Below are 18,339 nucleotides of genomic sequence, written 5' to 3' on the forward strand. Positions count from 1 at the left end.
GCTCCCCGTTTCCCCATGCCCGTCGGAACGCCGGGTGTCACTCCGGCGCGCCGTGTCGACTTCACTGCGTGACTACCTCAGCACTGTAACCACGGCTCTGTGACCGGAGAACAGCGTTTGTGTAGCTGAGGAGCAACTGTCGTTGCACAAGACGCGTCATAACGGGGCAGGTTGAGCATCTTGCCGGTCGCCGTCGGTGTCCGGGGGCGGGCCGGGACGGTGGGCCCAACGGGCCCGGAGTTGACGGTGGGCCTTCGTTTGGGCCCTGAGGCCCACGCCCCGGGCGGTGGTGCGTCCCTACGCTCGCGGTCCACGCAGAGGTGGTTCGCCGCGAGGAGGGGTGCCGTATGGCCGACGGGGGTGGCATACGGGCGTACGGACGCAGACCGGTCTTCGACGACCGCGGGGCGACCGGCACCGAGTACCTGGGGATGGTCGTCGTGAGCGCGGCGGTCGTGCTGGCGGTGTCGGCCACCGGGGTCGGGCAGCTGATCTACGACAGGATCGCCGCCCAGGTCTGCCGGGTCGCCGGGGGCGGTGACTGCGGCACGGGCGGCACGGGCCGGGGCAGGCCGCTGACCGACGCGGACTTCGAACCGGCGCTGTGCCAGGTCTCGTCGGTCACCGACAAGGCGGGCTCCAAGGCGAAGATCCTCTTCTGGGAGATCGGCAAGGAGTACGGCTTCCAGGAGCAGCGCCTGAAGGCGAAGACGGACGTGAACGGCGACGGCAAGGTCGACGACGGCGACCAGCTGGTCTACCTCACCTTCACGGACGCCGCCTCGGTCGCCGCCAAGAAGGACTTCAAGCCGGGCATGAAGGTGGGCCGGTTCGGCGCCGACAAGGTGGAGCTGGGGCTCGGCATCAAGGTCACCAACGGCGACACCTGGGTGTTCCAGAGCCCGGAGGAGGCCGAGCGGTTCCGCGACGACGTGGAGAAGCTCCAGATGTACGAGATGCGCCGGACCATGCCGGGCGGGGCGGAGGCGAGCCTCGGTGACGGCATCCTCTACCTCTTCGGCACGGGCCCCCTCAAGGACGAGGAGGACACCCAGAACCGGATCAAGGAGCACCTCGGCGACAACCGGAAGATCACCTACGGCAAGGTCGGCCTGGAGGCCTCGGCGTCGGCGGGTCTGAAGATCTCCGCGGGCGACGAGAAGAAGCTGAGCGCCGCCCTCGGCGGTTCCTTCAAGTACGCCCCCGAGGTGACCTGGACGGACAACGCCTACAAGAACACCAAGTCCTACACGTACGCCTCGTCCGTCGAGTACGGCTCGAAGGTGAGCTACGAGGCGGGCGCGCTCAGCGGCGAGTACACGGCCAACACGACGCTGACGGGCACCATCACGGTCACCTACGACAAGAAGACCGGCAAGCTGGTCCGCGTCGACATGACCCGCACGGTGGAGGAGGGCGGCCAGAAGGACGGCGCCAAGGCGGGCGGCGACAACGGCAAGAAGGACGGGGACAAGCGCGGCGGCAACGCCGGGGTGAAGGGCACCGACTCGCAGACGGGCATCGAGATCGTCACGAACACGCTCACCTTCGACCCCGGGCCGGCCGGCGACCGGGACCGGGCGGTCGCCGAGCAGTGGCTGGACAGCAGCAACGAGCAGATCGCGACGCCCTTCCAGTACATGTTCTCCGACCACGCGCCCACCGCCCGGCCGGGCGCCGACGACCCCTTCGGGCAGCTGATGTTCGACCAGGGCAGGTCGAGCCGGATGACGTACACCGGCGAGGTGAACGCGGCCGAGTACGGATTCGAGTTGAATCTGGGGCTCAGTCTGGGCATGACGATCAGCACGGAGAAGAAGGCGGAGACCCTGACCGGCGCCGAGTTCCTGGGGGCGCCCCACGGGGACGGCCGTTCCTATCTCCCCTACAGCTACTGCGCGAACTGACGAGACGGAGCACCTGCCGATGACGACCCGCCGCGCCTGCCTGGCCGCCGCCCTGCTGACGACCGCCCTGGCCCTCACCGGATGCGGGGACCCGGACCCGGGTGCGGGCTCCGTGCCCGACGGCTGGGGCACGCTGAGGACCAAGGGCGTCGACGTGTCCTACCCCGAGGGCTGGCAGGAGCAGAGCGCCGCCGAACGGGGCGGGCACAACGCGGCGGCCGCGGTGCGCACGGAGGGCGGCAGGAAGTCCGCGGTCCTCACCGTGCAACTGGGCTTCACCGAGGCCGGTTCGGCCGAGCAGGCCGCCATCGCGGCCGAGGCCGGCATCCAGATGGGCGCGAAGGTCGAGGGCCAGAAGGACGTCGACCTGGCCGGCACGGACGACGCCAAGCGGATCGACTTCTCCTTCGAGGCGACCGGTGAGGACGGGGGCCCCGCCAAGGGCACGCCGGTGAAGGGGGTCGTCCTCACCGGTCTCGACTCGTCCGACACGGCGTTCGCCGTCCGCATCGACGCCCGGCGGGGCGCTCTGCCCGCCGGCGACCTGGACCGGATCATCGACTCGGTTCAGGTGCACTGACCGTGGAGGTGCCCGGCTCCGGCTACGTCGTCCCCGCGCTGCTCGTCGCGCTGTTCGGGGCACTGGCGGCGCGGTACGCCCGGCGGCTGGTGACGGTGGTGCGGGTGCTGCGGCGCGGCGCCCGCGCCGAGGGCAGCTGCGTCCGGGTGGAGACCGAGCCCTACGGCCGCTCCGACGCCCGGCGGCACGTCTTCGCCTTCCGTACGGCCGACGGGGACCGCGTCGAGTTCGAGGACCTGGCGGCCTGGTCGACGACGGAGGGCACCGCGGTCACCGTCACCTACGACCCGCGCGATCCCGCGGGCACGGCGACCGTCGCGGGCCGGGGCAGCTGGTCCCCGGTGCTCCAGGCGCTGGCGCTCACGCTGGGCTGCGGCCTGGGCGCCCTGGGCTTCGCCGTCCTGCTGTACGCCGAGATCTCCGGAGGCAACCCATGACGCTCGTCCGCTGCTGGGCCGTCGGCATCGTGGTGCTGGTGGTCGCCGAGTACCTCCAGACGACCCTGCTGCACGACCCTCTGGTCGGGCCCGAGGGGGTCGGCTCGTTCGGAGCGGCCGTGGCGCTGGTGCACCTGCCGAACCTGGTGTGCGTGGTGCTGGCGACCTGGGCGGCGGCGCGGGTGCACCCCGAGCCGTGGCGGGAGGTGCCCGCCCGGCATCTGGCGGCGGCCTGCGCGGCTCCCGTGGCGGCGCAGTTGCTGTTGCTGGGCCTGCGGCCCGACGTGCTCGACCTCACCGGACCGGCGTTGTGGATGTCGACGGGCGTGCTGCTGGCGGGGTGCGCGGTGGGGCTGCTGCTCGACAGGTTGGTCTGGACCTCTTGACAGCCGCTTTGGTCTGGACCATTTTCTTGTCATGTCCCCACACAGATCCCTGCGGCTGTGGTCGGGTGCCCTCATGGCAGCCCTGGCCCTCACTGTCACGACCGTCGGCCAGGCCTCGGCCGCCGACGTCAACAACGCCAGGAACGCCGGCTTCGAGGCGGGCCTGAGCAACTGGACCTGCTCCGCGGGCAGCGGCACGACGGTCTCCTCCCCCGTGCACTCCGGGTCGGCCGCGCTGCAGGCCACCCCCTCGGGGCAGGACAACGCCCGGTGCAGTCAGACGGTGGCGGTGAAGCCCAACTCCACCTACAACCTGGGCGCCTGGGTCCGCGGCGGGTACGCCTACCTCGGCGTCTCCGGCACGGGCACGACGGACGTGTCGACCTGGAGCCCGGACTCCACCGCCTGGAAGCAGCTGTCGACGACGTTCAAGACCGGCGGTTCGACGACCTCGGTGACCGTCTACACCCACGGCTGGTACGGGCAGGCCGCCTACTACGCGGACGACGTGTCGGTCTTCGGCCCCGACGGGGGCGGCGGCACCGACCCGGGCCCCACCGTCCCCGCGGCACCGGCCGGCCTCACGGTCTCCGGCACCACGACGTCGTCGGTGTCCCTCGCCTGGAACACCGTCTCGGGCGCGACCGGCTACACCGTCTACCGCGACGGCACGAAGGTCACGGCCGTCTCCGGCACCTCCGCCACCGTGACCGGCCTCGCCGCCTCCACGGCCTACTCCTTCCAGGTCACGGCGACGAACGCGGCCGGTGAGTCGCCCAAGTCGGCGGCCGTCACGGCGACCACGAACAAGCCGAACGGGCCCGGTCCCGCCCTGCCCAAGCACGTGGTGACCGGCTACTGGCAGAACTTCAACAACGGTGCGGCCGTCCAGAGGATCTCCGACGTCCCCGGCCAGTACGACATCATCGCCGTCTCCTTCGCCGACGCCACCTCGACGCCCGGCGCCGTCACCTTCAACCTGGACACGGCGGGCCTGAACGGCTACACCGTCGACCAGTTCAAGGCGGACGTCCGGGCCAAGCAGGCGGCCGGCAAGAAGGTCATCATCTCCGTGGGCGGCGAGCGCGGCACCGTCGCCGTCAACGACGCCACCTCGGCGGCCAACTTCGCCAACAGCGTCTACGCGGTGATGCAGGAGTACGGCTTCGACGGCGTCGACATCGACCTGGAGAACGGCCTCAACGCCACCTACATGACCCAGGCGCTGCGGTCGCTGTCGGCGAAGGCCGGACCGTCGCTGATCCTGACCATGGCCCCGCAGACGATCGACATGCAGTCGACGTCCAACGCGTACTTCCGCACCGCGCTGAACGTCAAGGACATCCTCACGGTCGTCAACATGCAGTACTACAACAGCGGTTCGATGCTCGGCTGCGACGGCAAGGTCTACAGCCAGGGCTCGGTCGACTTCCTCACGGCGCTGGCCTGCATCCAGCTGGAGAACGGCCTCGCGCCCTCCCAGGTGGGCCTCGGCGTCCCGGCCTCCACCCGCGGCGCGGGCAGCGGCTACGTGGCGCCGAGCGTGGTCAACAACGCCCTGGACTGCCTGACCAAGGCCGTCAACTGCGGCTCCTTCAAGCCGCCGCGGACCTACCCCGACCTGCGGGGTGCGATGACCTGGTCGACCAACTGGGACGCCACCGCGGGCAACGCCTGGTCCAACGCGGTCGGACCGCACGTGCACGCCCTGCCGTAGCACCCGCTCGGCACCAGCGACGGGGTGGAGGGGGCCGGTTCCCCTCCACCCCGTCGGTCCGTCAGTCCGCCCGGGACGGCTGCCGCGGCCGTCCGGCTAGAAGAAGTCGCCCCAGGGCTGGTCCCAGATCTGCTTCAGGCACAGCACCAGGAACAGCAGCCCGGCCACGGCCAGCATCACGTTGCTGAGCGGGCCGTTGCGCCACTCGCGCGGGGTGCGCGAGGTGTTGAGGAGCCAGATGAGCGTGCCGGCGAGGAACGGCATGAACGCCGCGCCCAGCACGCCGTAGATGATGACCAGGCGGAACGGCTGCCCCTCGAAGAGCAGGAGCATCGGCGGAAAGGTCAGCCACAGCAGATAGCCGCGGAAGGACCAGGAGCGTTCCCGCTCGCCCGAGGCGACCTCCTCGCCCTTGGCCTGGCCCTTGCCCGTCAGCCGGGCCACGAAGTCGGCGAACATCAGGCTCACGCCGTGCCACACGCCGATCAGCGAGGTGAAGGACGTGGCGAAGAAGCCGATGAGGAAGAACGTGGCCGTGGCCTCGCCGTACTGCTCCTCCAGGATGTCACCGAGCTGGACCAGGCCCTTGTCGCCGCTGGCGATGGCCACGTTCGCCGAGTGCAGCAGCTCGGCGCCGACGAAGAGCATCGCGATGACGAAGACGCCGGTGGTGAGGTAGGCGACCCGGTTGTCCAGCCGCATGACCTTCATCCAGCCGGTGTTCGTCCAGCCCTTGGCGTTGACCCAGTAGCCGTACGCGGCGAGGGTGATGGTGCCGCCGACGCCGCCGATCAGGCCCAGGGTGTTGAGGATCGAGTCCTTCTCGTCCGGCAGGACGGGCAGCAGACCGGCGAAGGCGTCCGCGAGGTTCGGCGTGACCCGGACGGCCAGGTACACCGTCACCACGAACATGACGCCGACCAGGATGGTCATGACCTTCTCGAACACCGCGTACTTGTTGAACCAGACGAAGACCAGCCCGACCAGCCCGCAGGCGATGCCCCACCACTTCAGGTCCATCACGCCCGGGAAGAGCGCCTGCAACGGGAGCGCGCTGGAGGACATCGCCGCCGCGCCGTACACGAAGCCCCACACCACGACGTAGACCGCGAAGAACCAGGTCGTCCAGCGGCCCAGGCTCGCCCAGCCGTCGAAGAGGGTGCGGCCGGTGGACAGGTGCCAGCGGCCCGCCGCCTCGGCCAGGGAGATCTTCACCAGACAGCCGATGATCGCGGCCCACAGCAGGGTGTAGCCGAAGTTGCTGCCCGCGATGAGGGTGGCGACGAGGTCGCCGGCGCCGACACCGGTCGCCGCGACGACGATGCCCGGGCCGATGTACTTCCAGCCGGCTTTCCGGGGTTGTGGGGGGTGGGTGGCCTGGTTCTCCGTGGTGTCAGCCATGCAGATCAAGAAACCGCATGGCGCCGCGGCCGACAAGAGGGCGGTGGCCGTCCGGCTCGGGGGCGCGGGGAACGGCGCGAGCACCGCATCCGGTGAGCGGCCCGGCCCGGTGGGGCGTCACGGCTGCCGCCCGCCGCAGCCGTCCGCACGGCACGTGCCGAGTTCGAACCACACGGTCTTGCCCGGCCCGTCCCGGTGACAGCCCCAGCGCCGGGCCAGCGCGTCCACCAGGAACATCCCGCGGCCGCTCTCCCCGGTGCCCGCCTCGACGACCCGGGGCACCCGCCGCTCGGTGTCGGCGACCTCGCAGCGCAGGACGCCGTGTGCGGCGGTGAGCGTGAGCCGGAAGGGAGTCCCGGCGTGCACCAGCGCGTTGGTGGCCAGCTCGCCGACGAGCAGCTCCGCCACGTCCACGACCTCGCCGCGCTCGTCGAGGCCCCAGTCCTCCAGTGCCCTGCGCACCTCCGCGCGCGCCTCGCGGACGGTGACGGGCCCGGGGGCGTACTCGACGCTGAGGTGGCCCGCTCCCAGGGGCGGCTGGGGGAACGGGCCGTGGTGGGCGTCGGGGTCCGGGACGGGGCACCCGGAGAGTTGCAGCATGCCTCCAGGGTGATCCTCGGGTACGACCGGGCGCAGGGGGAGGACTACCCGTTCCCGTACCTGCTCGCGCAGGTGGGGGGCCTACGCGTACTGCAGGCGGACCGTGGCGCCGTCGCTGTCGTCGCGGATGTCCACGTACGCGCATACCTGGCGCGCGTACCACAGGCCGGGTGCCGGTTCGCCGCCGTCGGCCGGGGGCGGGACGAATCCGGCGAGCGGGTCGTCGACGCGGCGTGCGGAGCGCAGTTCGCACACGCACGCGGGCGCCTCGCCCCACACCAGGGCGGCACCGTCGAGGGGCGCCAGGGCGGCGGCGGTCTCCGCCACGGCGGCGGCGAACAGTTCGGCCTCCGCGGCGGGCAGGCCCCGCCCCTCGGCCCAGCTCCGCACGGCCGCCGCGTCCGGCCCGGCCGGGAGGGTCCGGGCCCCGGCCGGGGGCAGCGGCAGGGGGACGGCGTCGAGTTCGGCCGCGATCCGCTCCGGCTCCCGGTACACCCCCGTGCCCGGGTGGGCGCGCAGGGCCGCGGCGACGACGGCGGGCCCGGCGGTGCGGGTGTCGTAGGCGCACAGGGCCGTCGTGGCCAGGGGCGCGAACAGCAGGTTGGCGAGGGCCTCGTAGCGGATCCACTCGGTGGTCTCGCGCGCCGACCGTCCGGCACGGCCGCCCCACACCGGCTCCATGAGCAGGTGGATGCCGCCGCCCGGACCGGCGTGCGCGGTGAGGTAGCCGGCGGCCTGGGCGACCGCGTTGGCGGCGGATCCGGTGTACCAGTCGGTGTGCGGGATGCGGACGACGTCGTCGGCGTCGCCGCCGAGGGCGTCGCGCAGCAGGTCCAGGTGGTGCGGTGCGGCGATGGCCACGGGCGGGGGTTCGCCGGGGGCGGCGAGCCCTTCGGCCAGGAAGGGCAGGGCGGCGGCGAGGAAGGCGTCGTCGGAGCCGAAGACGGTGATGCGGTGGTCGAACGGGGCGGGTCGTCCGTCGGTCATGCGATCCCCTCGGGGTGGGTGCGGATGGAGGTGGGCGGCGGGTCAGCGCCGGGCCGCCACCCAGGCGGCGATCTGGCTGCGGTTGCTGAACCCGAGCTTGCCGAGGATGCGTTCCACGTGACCCTCGGCGGTGCGGCGGGCGATCACCAGGCGGTCGGCGATCTGCTGGTTGGCGAGTCCTTCGGCGACGAGCCGGGCGACCTCGTCCTCGCGGCGGGTGAGCCGGGCCGCGCGGCCGTCCTGCGCGGGTTGCGGCGCGTCGGGCCCGCCGGGGCGGGGGCGGCCGGGCTCCTGGAGCGCGTGGCCGGTGAGGTCGGCCAGGGTGAGGCCGCCGCCGTGCCGGTGGGCCCGGTCGAACGCCTCCTGTCCCAGGGCCCGGCACGCCAGCTCCTCGCTGCGTCCGCGCGCGGAGTTGAGGGCGCGCGAGCCCCAGCGGCCGGCGTGGATGCCGGACCAGAGGCGGTCGGCGCCGCCCAGCAGCACGGCGGTGCGCTCGTGGGCGCCGCGTTCGGCCGCGACGGAGGCGAGCAGGTCGAGGGTGAGGGCCATGCCGATGACGTCGTGGACGGCGGCTTTCAGCCGCAGCGCCTCACGGGCGTGCCGCTCGGCCCGGGCCCAGTCGCCGCGCACGGTGTGCGCCAGGGCGAGCATGCGCGTCACGTACGAGCGCACCCACTGCTCGCCGTGCCGCTCGCACAGCCGCAGGGCCCGCTCGCAGACGTCCACGGCCCGGTCGGCCTCGCCGAGGAAGCCCAGCGCGCAGGCCAGTTCGACCTGGTCGAGGCCCACGAGACTGAGGTGCTGGCCGGGCACCGGGCCGCGGGCGACGGTCGCCTCGAAGTGGGTCAGCGCCCCGGGCAGGTCGTCACCGAACAGCCGGATGACGCCGATGACGTACTCGGCGTGCGCGGCCTCGGGAGCGTCGCCCAGGGCGCGGGCCAGGGCGAGGGCGTCGGCGGCGTGCCGGCGGCCCCGGGGGAGGTCCTGCGTGGCGGCGGCGAGCAGACCGGCCACCCACAGGCCGCGGGCCCGCTCCCGGGTCGGCTCGGGGCAGGCGGCGAGGGCGCGGTCGAGCCAGTGCAGGCCCTCGCGGGAGGCGCCGCAGGCGTGCCAGTAGAACCAGAGCGTGCCCGCGAGGCGCAGTCCGGCGAGGGCCTCGCCGGGTGTGGTCAGGCTGAAGTCCAGTGCCGCGCGCAGGGCGTCCCGGTCGGCGCGCAGCCGGGCGACGGCCTCCGGCTGGCCGGGCCCGAACCACGCCCGCTCGTACGCCTCGACCCGCCGCAGGACGTGGTCGCGCTGCCGCCGCCGGGCGGCCTCCTCCCCCGCGACGCGCCGCAACTGCTCCAGCCCGTACTCCCGCAGGGTGTCGAGCATCCGGTAGCGCACCCCGCCGGGCCCCGTCTCCCGCTCCAGCACGGACTTGTCCACGAGCCCGGCCAGGGCGTCCAGGACGTCGTCCGCACGCAGGAAGTCCCGACGGGGCCCGGCACGCCGGTCCTCCGCGTCCCGAGGGCCGGACACGGACGGCGCCGGGTGTCCGGACGGCGGCTCGGCCACGGGCGGCACGAGGGGGCGGAACAGCGGCCCCACGCCGGTCCCGGCCCCCGCAACGAGTACCGGGCCCGGCCCGGGTGGCCCGTCCGAGCAGGGCAATGACTCCGGCCCGGGCGACCAGACGGGCGGCGAGACGGAGGGCCCGTCCGGGCCGGGCAACGGCTCGGGCCCGGGCAGCCACACGGGCGGCCCGTCCGAGCCGGGCAATGACTCCGGCCCGGGCAGCCACACGGGCGGCCCGTCCGAGCAGGGCAACGGCTCCGGCCCGGGCAGCCACACGGGCGGCCCGTCCGAGCAGGGCAACGGCTCCGGCCCGGGAGGCGACACGGCCGGCCCGTCCGAGCAGGGCAACGGCTCCGGCCCGGGCGACCACTCGGGCGGCCCGTCCGGGCCGGGCAATGACTCCGGCCCGGGCGGCGTCACGGGTGGGGCGTCCGCGCACACCGTCTCCGCGGTCCCCGCGTCGAACGTGCCCGCCAGGACCGACAGGCGGGCCCACGCCAGCCGCTCCGGGCCGGTGCACAGGTCGTGGCTCCAGGCGACCGCCGCGCGCAGGGTCTGGTGGCGGGGCTGGGCCGCGGGGCTGCCGGTGGTCAGGACGCGGTAGCGGTCGTCGAGGCGGGCCAGCAGCTGCTCGGCGTCGAGCACGCGCATGCGGACGGCGGCGAGTTCGATGGCGAGGGGCAGACCGTCCAGCCGGCGGCACAGGCGGGCCACGGCCGCCCGGTTGGCGGGGGTGAGGCGGAAGCCGGGGACGACGGCGGCGGCCCGGTCGGCGAAGAGGGTGAGGGCCGGGTAGCCCTCGGCGGCCGACAGGTCGCCGTCGGGATCGGGCACCGGCAGCGGACGCACCTCCATCAGATGCTCCTCGGTGAGCCCGAGCCGGTGCCGGCTGGTGGCGAGGATCCGGACACCCTCGGCACCGCGCAGCAGCGCCGCCGCCAGCCGGGCGCAGGCGGCCGCCAGGTGCTCGCAGTTGTCCAGGACCAGGAGCAGCCGCCGCTCGCGCACCTGCTCGACCAGGGCGTCCGGCTGCGGCCGGCTGGAGTGGTCGTGCAGCCCGAGCGCGTCGGCGACGGCGAGCGGGACGAGGTCCGGGTCGTGCAGCCCGGACAGGTGCACGATCCGGACGCCGTCCGGGAAGGCCCGCCGTACCCGGGCCGCGAGGCGCGCGGCCAGCCGGGTCTTGCCGACGCCGCCCGGCCCGGTCAGCGTCACCAGCCGTGCGCGGGCCAGCAGTTCGCGGCCCTCGGTCAGTTCGCCACGCCGGTCGACGAAGCTGGTCGTCTCGGCCGGCAGGGAATGCTCCCGTCGTGGCGCTGATCCGCCCATGATCAGCCAGTCCTTCGGGGGTGTGGTCCCGGGGTCCGGTCGTCCCGGCTCCCCATGCGCGAGCCCCCACCCTCTCCCGGTCACGGGTCGATAGGCTCGCGCGGATCACACCCCCGGGTGCACTTGTGCCGCTCCTCCCCCACCACCACACCGCACGCGTACACTGCGCGGCCGCTTTCAGTCTTGACCTGCTCATGCCATTGGCAGAACGATGTGCGCCACCCGCACCACGCACGTCGCACGGAACAACCCCACCTCCCACCAGGAGATTTCATGCGACTTCGCACGTCAGGACCGGGCGCCGGCAGACGCACCGCCGCGCTCGCCACCCTCCTCGCCCTCGCCCTCGCGGCTCCCCTCTACGGGACGACCTCCGACGCCACCGCCGACAGCGCACCGAAGGCCGCCTCCTCGGCCGATGACATCCGGCAGTACGAGGTCCACCTGCACGCGACGGCCGAGGACCGCACGGCGCTCCAGCGCACCGGCGTGAGCGTCGACGAGGCCGACAGCCACGGTGTCGTGGTCTCCGGCCGCGCCGACCAGATCAGGAGACTGCGCGCCCAGGGCTACGAGGTCACCCCGCTCGGCGCGGTGCCCGACCGGTCGGCGGGCAAGGACGACGTCCGGCTCTTCGACTTCCCGTCGGGCGACTCGAAGTACCACAACTACGCGGAGATGACGAGCGAGATCAACGCGATCGTCGCCGCCAATCCCTCCATCGCGAGCCAGCGCGTCATCGGCACCTCGTACCAGGGCCGCAACATCGTCGCCGTCAAGATCAGCGACAACGTGGCCGCGGACGAGTCCGAGCCGGAGGTCCTGTTCACCCACCACCAGCACGCCCGTGAGCACCTGACGGTCGAGATGGCGCTCTACCTGCTGCGCGAGCTGACCTCCGGCTACGGATCCGACTCCCGCGTCACCAGCATGGTGAACAACCGCGAGATCTGGATCGTCCCGGACATCAACCCGGACGGCGGCGAGTACGACATCGCCACCGGCTCCTACCGCTCCTGGCGCAAGAACCGCCAGCCCAACTCCGGTTCGTCCTACGTCGGCACCGACCTGAACCGCAACTGGAACTACCGCTGGGGCTGCTGCGGCGGCTCCTCCGGCTCGACGTCCTCGGAGACCTACCGGGGCCGGGCGGCGGAGTCCGCGCCCGAGGTGAAGGTCGTGGCCGACTTCGTGCGCAGCAGGGTCGTCGGCGGCGAGCAGCAGATCACGGCCGGGGTGGACTTCCACACCTACAGCGAACTGGTGCTGTGGCCGTTCGGCTACACGTACTCGGACACCACGACCGGCATGACCGCGGACGACAACGCGGCGTTCAAGGCGGTCGGGCGGAAGATGGCCGCGAGCAACGGCTACACGGCGGAGCAGTCCAGCGACCTCTACATCACGGACGGGTCGATCGACGACTACCTCTGGGGGACGCACAAGATCTTCGCGTACACCTTCGAGATGTACCCCCGGTCCGGTGGGGGTGGGTTCTACCCGCCCGACGAGGTGATCGAGCGGGAGACCTCCCGCAACCGCGACGCGGTCCTGCAGTTGCTGGAGAACGCCGACTGCATGTACAGGTCCATCGGGAAGGAAGCCCAGTACTGCAGCTGAGGTGCGCGGTTCCTCGCGCCCCTTACTCGGCGTTCTCCTCGAAGTAGGCGTCCAGGACCGCGTCCAACTGCTCGTCCCACTCCTTGAAGTGGCTCCTGGCCGGCGCCTCGATCTCGATCGGGTACCAGCGCCGGTCAGGGGTGTGGACGGTGACGGTGTACCGCTTGCCGAAGCGGGCCGTCTCCGTCTCCACCGCGCCGATCTCGTCCCAGCGGAACTCGCACTCCTGGTCGTCCAGGCAGAGGCGAACTCCCCTGTGGTCGGCGGTCATCCGCGCGCGGCGGTCGGACGCCTCGAACACGGGCCCGCCGGACACGGTGTCCTCCGGCCCGGAGGAGGACACCGTGTCCGTCTCCTCCGGCCCGGCGGCGGCCGCCTCGGCGTCCTCGGCCTGCTCCGCCTCGGCCGTCTCGGGTTCGTCCACCGGCTCGCCGTCCTTCGCCCGTGGGGACGCGGGTGACGTGAGCCCGGGGATGAAGGCCGGATCGAATCCGGCGCCTTCCAGGGGCTGGCTGCTCGAACCTATGCGCTGCTCCACAGCCCAGCAGTATGGTCGACAAACCTGTGCGGCACACAGTCGGACCCGACTTCGTTATCAGACCCCTACACGAACAGGCTCAGCACCGCCGCGACCGCGAACCCGGCGAGCGACAGCACGCTCTCCAGCACCGTCCACGATTTGAGCGTGTCGCGCTCGCTGATGCCGAAGTACTTGGCCACCATCCAGAATCCGCCGTCGTTGACGTGCGAGGCGAAGATGGAACCGGCGCTGATGGCCATGATGACCAGGGCGACGAACGCCTGGGAGTGGTCGCCCTCGGACAGCAGCGGCGCGACGATGCCGGCCGTCGTCACGATCGCCACCGTCGCCGAGCCCTGGGCGACGCGCAGCACGACGGAGATCAGGTAGGACAGCACGATCACCGGCAGGCCGACGCCGTGGAACGTGTCCGACAGGGCCTGGGCCACGCCGCTCGCCTTGAGGACGGCGCCGAAGACGCCGCCCGCGCCGACCACCAGCAGGATGTTGCCCACCGGCTTGAGGGACGCCGTCGACACCGTCTCCAGGGACTTGCGGGACCAGCCGCGGCGGATGCCGAGCAGGTAGTACGCGAGGAACAGGGCGATCGTCAGCGCCACGAACGGGTTGCCGAAGAACTCGACCACCGAGCGGAGGGTGGAGGGGTTCAGGGCGATCGAGGAGAAGGTGGCGGCGAGGATGAGCACCAGGGGCGTGCCGATGATGCCGAGGACCGTGCCGAGGGGGACCGGGTCCTCGCGCGGCTCCACCCCGGCGGCGCGCTGCTCGTCCACGACGGCCTGCCTGGCCTCCTGCGCCGCGTCGACCATGTCCTGCGGCACGGCGACGAAGACGCGCCGGCCGATCCACGCGGCGTAGCCCCACGCGGCCACTACGGCGGGCAGACCGCAGACGATGCCCATGAGGATGACCCAGCCGAGGTCGACGTGGAGGAGGCCGGCGGCGGCGACCGGGCCGGGGTGCGGCGGCAGGAAGGCGTGCGTGACCGACAGGCCCGCGAGCAGCGGCAGGCAGTACAGCAGGATCGACCTGCCCGACCGCTTGGCGGCCGCGTAGACGATGGGCGCCAGGACGAAGATGCCGACGTCGAAGAAGACCGGGATGCCGAAGATCAGGCCCGTCAGGCCCATGGCGAGCGGGGCGCGCTTCTCGCCGAACAGGCCGAGCAGACGGGTCGCCAGCACCTGGGCGCCGCCGCTGACTTCGAGGATCGCGCCGAGCATGGTGCCCAGGCCGATGATGATGGCGACATGGCCGAGGATCCCGCCCATGCCGGACTCGATGGTGGAGACGGCGTCCGACTTCTGGACGGTGCCGAAGAGTTCGGTGACGGACAGGCCGGCCGCGAGGCCGACGGCTATGGAGACCGCCAGCAGGGCGACGAAGGGCTGGAGCCTCGTCCTGATGATGAGGAAGAGCAGCAGTGCGATGCCGAGCGCGGCGGTGAGCAGGAGCCCGGCGGTGCCGTCGACGAGGAGGAGCAGTCCTCCGGTGTGCGGCGGGGCTTCGGCGGGGGCGGACGCGGCGAGCGGATGGGACATACGGGGGGTCCTCTGCGTAAGGGCATGCAGCTTCTGGGTAGGGGGGAGCGCGGCGCGGCGCATCGAAGGCGCCGCGCCTCGGGGAAGGCGGGGTGGGGGTGGGTCAGCCGAGGACGGCCAGCGCGTCGATCTCGACGAGGAGACCCGCGGGCAGGCCGACGTAGACGGTCGTGCGCGCGGCGGGCGGCTGGGTCAGCCCCTGCTCCGCGAAGTACGCGTCGTAGATCCCGTTGAACTCGGGGAAGTGGGCCACGTCCGTCAGGTAGACGCGGATCATCATCACGTCGTCCCAGGAGGCGCCGCCCTCCTCCAGGATGGCCTTGACGTTGGCGAGGGTCTGGAGGGTCTGCTCGCGCAGGGCCGGGCCGGCGGGCGTGGGCGCCTTGCCCTCCTCGGCGGGCAGGAAGCCGACCTGCCCGGCGACCTGGAGGATGTTGCCCTTCCTCACCCCGTGGGAGAACCGGGCCGGCGGGGTGGTGTGGGTCTTCGGGGTGAGTGCGATCTTGTCGGTCATGCGGTGGTGGTGCCCTTCACTGGTGTTCTGCCGGAGTACTCCCCGCTGATGGCGTCGGCCGTGCGGCGCACCAGCGGCAGGAGGGTGAGGAGTTCGTCGGCGGTGACGACGACGTTCGGCGCGGAGACCGACATGGCGGCGACGACCCGGCCGTCGGCGCCGCGGATGGGCGCCGCGACGCAGTTGATGGACTCCTCGTGGCCGCCGAGGTCGGTGGCCCAGCCCTGTTCGCGCACCTTCTCCAGCTCGCGCAGGAACGCGCCGGCGTGGGGGGTCGAACGGGACGTGTAGGAGGGGTAGTCGAGCTTCTCGGCGACGGCCCGCCGCTCGTGCTCGGGCAGGTCGGCCAGCAGCAGCTTGGCGACCGCGGCGACGGTGATGGCGACGGGCTTGCCGATCCGCGAGTACATGCGCACCGGGTAGCGGCTGTCGACCTTGTCGATGTAGAGGACCTCGTTCTCCTCGTACACGGCGAGGTGCACGGTGTGCCCGCAGCTCTCGTTGAGGCGGACCAGGTGGGGGTGGGCGATCTCGCGGACGTCGAGGTTCTCCATCGCCTCCTGGGCGAGAGCGAAGAGCCGGGCGCCCAGCCGGTAGCGCTGGTCGGACTGGCGGTAGACCAGGCCGTGCTCGTGCAGGGTGCGCAGCAGGCGCAGGGCGGTGGACTTGTGCACGCCGAGGCGGTCGGCGACCTGCCCCAGGTCGGCGGGGCCCTCGGCGAGCAGCGGCAGGATGCTCAGCGCGCGGTCGACGGTCTGGCTCATGACGTACGTACCTCCTCGTCGGCCCGCTGTGCGTCCTCGGTCCAGCCCGGGCCGAGTCGCAGTCTCCCCCATGCGTCCTCGTCCAGGGCGGCGAGGCGGTCGGCGTGGTCCCGGGCCGGCGGCGCGGCGAGGTCGCCGGGGACGGTGAGCGCGGCGGCGGCCGTCAGGTGCCCGTGCCGCAGCCGGTCCCGCACGGGCAGCCGGCGCAGGGTGGCGGACAGGAACCCGGCGGCGAAGGCGTCCCCGGCGCCGACGGCGGCGACGACGTCGACCCGGGGGGCGCGCACACGTGTGGTGTCCCCGCCGAGGGCGACGGCGCCGTCCGCACCCAGCTTGACGACCACCAGGGCGGGCTCGGGCAGCGCGGCCCGGATGGCGGCCGCCCCGCTCAGGCCCCAGGCGTCGAGGGCCTCGTCGGCGCCGACGAAGACGACGTCCGCGCGGCGGGCCAGGTCGAGCAGCACCCGCGCCCGGTCCGGTTCGGCCCACAGCCCCGGGCGGTGGTTGACGTCGAAGGAGACGAGCGGGCGTTCCGTTCCCGGCTCGGTCAGTTCCCACAGCAGGTCGAGGCAGGTTCCGGACAGGGCCGCCGTGATCCCGGACAGGTGCAGGACGCGTCCGGCGCGGGCCGCCGCCAGGTCGACCGTGGCGGTGGACATGGCCGAGGCGGCCGAGCCGGCCCGGTAGTAGGCGACCTCGTGGGCGTCGTCCGCGCGGTCGCCCGCGGTGCGGAAGTAGATGCCGGTCGGGCGGGCCGGGTCGCGCCGCACGGACGCGACGTCGACGCCGTACCCGCCGATCTCCGCGACGAGGTGGTCGCCGAAGCCGTCGGCGCCCACGGCGCTGACCCACCGGGTGGAGTGGCCCGCTGCCGCCAGCACGCACGCCACGTTGGACTCCGCGCCGCCGATCCCGCGGTCGAAGGACGGCACGTCGGCGAGGCGGCCCGGCCGGGAGGGCAGGAACGTGACCATGGACTCGCCGAGCGCGACGACGTCCACGACGTCGGGGGCGTTGCAGGGTCCGGTGGGGGTCACGATGCTCGTAGCTCCTCGGTGGTCCGGTGGATGGCTGATCCATTGACCGGGGGTGGCCGAGATGTTAGACAGCGTTGAGCGCTATACGCAATGAATGTTGCAAGTAATGCAACACCGCTGATCAGGAGGGTTCATGCCAGCCGACACCGCAGCCGATTCCCTCGCCCGGCTGGCCGCCGAGCGGGTCGACCACCGCTTCAAGGGGCTTCCGCCGGACGCCGACGGGCTGACCGTCGGCGAGCTGGCCGCCCAGCGCCGCAACCTCTTCACGGACGGGTTCGCCACCCCCGTGCTCGCGCTGTCCGCGGAGCGGCTGGAGCACAACCTGGAGCTCATGGAGACCTACGCGGCCCGGCACGGCCTGGCCTTCGCCCCGCACGGCAAGACCTCCATGGCACCCCAGCTGTTCCAGCGGCAGATCGAGCACGGGGCGTGGGGCATCACGCTCGCCGTGCCGCACCAGGTGCGGGTCGCGCGGGCGTTCGGGGTCCGGCGGGTGTTCCTGGCCAACGAGCTGGTCGACGCGGCGGCCCTGCGGTGGATCGCCGCCGAGCTGGACGCCGACCCGGACTTCCGGTTCGTCTGCTACGTCGACTCGGTGCGCGGCGTGGAGCTGATGGACGCCGCGCTGCGGGACGCCGGCGCCACCCGCCCGGTGGACGTCGTCGTCGAGCTCGCCGCCGGTGAGGGCGCCCGCACCGGCGTCCGCACCGAGACCGGGTGCGCGGCGGTCGCGGACGCGGTGGCCGCCACGCGGACCCTGCGCCTGGCCGGCGTCGCGGGCTACGAGGGCGAGGTGCCGAAGGCCGACACCGAGCGGGTGACGGCGTGGCTGCGGCGGCTGGTGGCGCTGGCCGCAGCCTTCGACAAGGCCGGGCGGTTCACGGGCCTGGACGAGATCGTGGTCAGCGCGGGCGGCAGCGCCTGGTTCGACGCGGTCGCCGACGTGTTCGCTCAGATCCCCGAACTGTCCTCGCCCGTGCTGAAGTTGCTCCGCTCGGGCGCGTACGTCTCCCACGACGACGGCCACTACCGCAAGCTCACCCCGTTCAACCGGGTCCCCGAGGAGGGCGCCCTGGAGCCCGCGTTCCGCCTGTGGGCCCAGGTGGTGTCGCGGCCCTCCACGGAGCAGGCCTTCCTCAACGCGGGCAAGCGGGACGCCGCCCACGACCTCGACCTGCCCGTCGCCCAGGTGCTGCGCCGCGAGGGCGCCGAGCGCCCCGCCACCGGCGTCACGGTGACGGCCCTGTCCGACCAGCACGCCTGGCTGAGCACCGCGCCGGAGGCGGACCTGGAGGTCGGCGACTGGGTCGGGCTCGGGCTGTCCCACCCGTGCACCTCGTTCGACAAGTGGCAGCTGATCCCCGTCGCCGAGGCGGACGGCACGGTCGTCGACTACGTGCGCACGTTCTTCTAGGAGG

At 72.8% G+C, this 18,339-nt stretch carries 16 protein-coding genes; 7 read left to right on the forward strand and 9 right to left on the reverse strand.

The genetic code is table 11. The annotated features are described in order from the left end of the window. The first annotated feature begins 347 nt into the window (after positions 1-347). From ACH4C6_RS03305 to ACH4C6_RS03325, 5 genes are read left to right on the forward strand one after another with little or no spacing between them, the layout of a single operon-like run. Positions 348-1,907, forward strand: a complete 1,560-nt coding sequence (locus ACH4C6_RS03305) for a hypothetical protein (protein WP_398106805.1) — start codon at positions 348-350, stop codon at positions 1,905-1,907. Between the two features lie 19 nt (positions 1,908-1,926). After that, entirely contained in the window at positions 1,927-2,487 is a 561-nt protein-coding gene (locus ACH4C6_RS03310; protein WP_398106806.1) for a hypothetical protein, read from the forward strand. Positions 2,488-2,489: 2 nt separating this feature from the next. Beyond that, positions 2,490-2,924 (forward strand): DUF3592 domain-containing protein, encoded by a 435-nt coding sequence (locus ACH4C6_RS03315; RefSeq protein WP_398106807.1) that lies wholly within the window; start codon positions 2,490-2,492, stop codon positions 2,922-2,924. After that, positions 2,921-3,310, forward strand: a complete 390-nt coding sequence (locus tag ACH4C6_RS03320; protein WP_398106808.1) for a hypothetical protein — start codon at positions 2,921-2,923, stop codon at positions 3,308-3,310. The genes ACH4C6_RS03315 and ACH4C6_RS03320 overlap by 4 nt, the downstream gene beginning before the upstream one ends. Positions 3,311-3,341: 31 nt before the next feature. Beyond that, complete coding sequence (locus ACH4C6_RS03325; protein ID WP_398106809.1) at positions 3,342-5,027, forward strand: chitinase; 1,686 nt, start codon at positions 3,342-3,344, stop codon at positions 5,025-5,027. 96 nt (positions 5,028-5,123) lie between these two features. On the opposite strand, the gene ACH4C6_RS03330 is transcribed toward ACH4C6_RS03325, so the two are convergent. The 4 genes from ACH4C6_RS03330 to ACH4C6_RS03345 form a co-directional block, all read right to left on the reverse strand. After that, entirely contained in the window at positions 5,124-6,428 is a 1,305-nt protein-coding gene (locus tag ACH4C6_RS03330) for an Nramp family divalent metal transporter (RefSeq protein ID WP_398106810.1), read from the reverse strand. A 117-nt stretch (positions 6,429-6,545) separates the two neighbouring features. Then, entirely contained in the window at positions 6,546-7,028 is a 483-nt protein-coding gene (locus tag ACH4C6_RS03335) for an ATP-binding protein (protein ID WP_398106811.1), read from the reverse strand. 81 nt (positions 7,029-7,109) lie between these two features. Beyond that, on the reverse strand, positions 7,110-8,015 hold the full coding sequence (locus ACH4C6_RS03340; RefSeq protein WP_398106812.1) for an anti-sigma factor RsbA family regulatory protein: 906 nt from the start codon (positions 8,013-8,015) through the stop codon (positions 7,110-7,112). A 42-nt stretch (positions 8,016-8,057) separates the two neighbouring features. Next, positions 8,058-10,901: a LuxR C-terminal-related transcriptional regulator gene (locus tag ACH4C6_RS03345; protein ID WP_398106813.1), complete on the reverse strand. Its 2,844-nt coding sequence runs from the start codon at positions 10,899-10,901 to the stop codon at positions 8,058-8,060. A gap of 273 nt (positions 10,902-11,174) precedes the next feature. On the opposite strand from ACH4C6_RS03345, the gene ACH4C6_RS03350 reads away from it, so the two are divergent. Beyond that, positions 11,175-12,521 carry a M14 family metallopeptidase gene (locus ACH4C6_RS03350; RefSeq protein WP_398106814.1) on the forward strand — a complete coding sequence of 449 codons (1,347 nt, stop codon included), beginning with the start codon at positions 11,175-11,177 and terminating at the stop codon, positions 12,519-12,521. A gap of 22 nt (positions 12,522-12,543) precedes the next feature. Here ACH4C6_RS03350 and ACH4C6_RS03355 read toward each other — a convergent pair whose 3' ends face one another. From ACH4C6_RS03355 to ACH4C6_RS03375, 5 genes are all read right to left on the reverse strand, one after another. Next, complete coding sequence (locus ACH4C6_RS03355; RefSeq protein WP_398106815.1) at positions 12,544-13,059, reverse strand: hypothetical protein; 516 nt, start codon at positions 13,057-13,059, stop codon at positions 12,544-12,546. 65 nt (positions 13,060-13,124) lie between these two features. Then, positions 13,125-14,603, reverse strand: a complete 1,479-nt coding sequence (locus tag ACH4C6_RS03360) for a GntP family permease (protein ID WP_398106816.1) — start codon at positions 14,601-14,603, stop codon at positions 13,125-13,127. 103 nt (positions 14,604-14,706) lie between these two features. Beyond that, entirely contained in the window at positions 14,707-15,117 is a 411-nt protein-coding gene (locus tag ACH4C6_RS03365) for a RidA family protein (RefSeq protein ID WP_398106817.1), read from the reverse strand. Next, complete coding sequence (locus ACH4C6_RS03370) at positions 15,114-15,881, reverse strand: IclR family transcriptional regulator (RefSeq protein ID WP_398106818.1); 768 nt, start codon at positions 15,879-15,881, stop codon at positions 15,114-15,116. Before ACH4C6_RS03370 ends, ACH4C6_RS03365 begins: the two co-directional genes overlap by 4 nt. Next, positions 15,878-16,918, reverse strand: a complete 1,041-nt coding sequence (locus tag ACH4C6_RS03375; protein WP_398106819.1) for a sugar kinase — start codon at positions 16,916-16,918, stop codon at positions 15,878-15,880. The genes ACH4C6_RS03370 and ACH4C6_RS03375 overlap by 4 nt, the downstream gene beginning before the upstream one ends. 133 nt (positions 16,919-17,051) lie before the next feature. Between ACH4C6_RS03375 and ACH4C6_RS03380 the strand changes: the two genes are divergently transcribed. Continuing rightward, complete coding sequence (locus ACH4C6_RS03380; protein WP_398106820.1) at positions 17,052-18,335, forward strand: amino acid deaminase; 1,284 nt, start codon at positions 17,052-17,054, stop codon at positions 18,333-18,335. Positions 18,336-18,339 lie beyond the last annotated feature (4 nt).

It is taken from the genome of Streptomyces sp. NPDC017943, from assembly GCF_044328425.1.
Taxonomy (GTDB): domain Bacteria; phylum Actinomycetota; class Actinomycetes; order Streptomycetales; family Streptomycetaceae; genus Streptomyces; species Streptomyces djakartensis_A.

Bases quoted from the DNA above. Each gene is read 5' to 3' on its own strand.
- ACH4C6_RS03350 (WP_398106814.1), top strand. From the start codon at position 11,175: ATGCGACTTCGCACGTCAGGACCGGGCGCCGGCAGACGCACCGCCGCG.
- ACH4C6_RS03370 (WP_398106818.1), bottom strand. From the start codon at position 15,881: ATGAGCCAGACCGTCGACCGCGCGCTGAGCATCCTGCCGCTGCTCGCC.
- ACH4C6_RS03305 (WP_398106805.1), top strand. From the start codon at position 348: ATGGCCGACGGGGGTGGCATACGGGCGTACGGACGCAGACCGGTCTTC.
- ACH4C6_RS03345 (WP_398106813.1), bottom strand. From the start codon at position 10,901: ATGGGCGGATCAGCGCCACGACGGGAGCATTCCCTGCCGGCCGAGACG.
- ACH4C6_RS03360 (WP_398106816.1), bottom strand. From the start codon at position 14,603: ATGTCCCATCCGCTCGCCGCGTCCGCCCCCGCCGAAGCCCCGCCGCAC.
- ACH4C6_RS03325 (WP_398106809.1), top strand. From the start codon at position 3,342: ATGTCCCCACACAGATCCCTGCGGCTGTGGTCGGGTGCCCTCATGGCA.
- ACH4C6_RS03365 (WP_398106817.1), bottom strand. From the start codon at position 15,117: ATGACCGACAAGATCGCACTCACCCCGAAGACCCACACCACCCCGCCG.
- ACH4C6_RS03330 (WP_398106810.1), bottom strand. From the start codon at position 6,428: ATGGCTGACACCACGGAGAACCAGGCCACCCACCCCCCACAACCCCGG.
- ACH4C6_RS03320 (WP_398106808.1), top strand. From the start codon at position 2,921: ATGACGCTCGTCCGCTGCTGGGCCGTCGGCATCGTGGTGCTGGTGGTC.
- ACH4C6_RS03340 (WP_398106812.1), bottom strand. From the start codon at position 8,015: ATGACCGACGGACGACCCGCCCCGTTCGACCACCGCATCACCGTCTTC.
- ACH4C6_RS03335 (WP_398106811.1), bottom strand. From the start codon at position 7,028: ATGCTGCAACTCTCCGGGTGCCCCGTCCCGGACCCCGACGCCCACCAC.
- ACH4C6_RS03380 (WP_398106820.1), top strand. From the start codon at position 17,052: ATGCCAGCCGACACCGCAGCCGATTCCCTCGCCCGGCTGGCCGCCGAG.
- ACH4C6_RS03310 (WP_398106806.1), top strand. From the start codon at position 1,927: ATGACGACCCGCCGCGCCTGCCTGGCCGCCGCCCTGCTGACGACCGCC.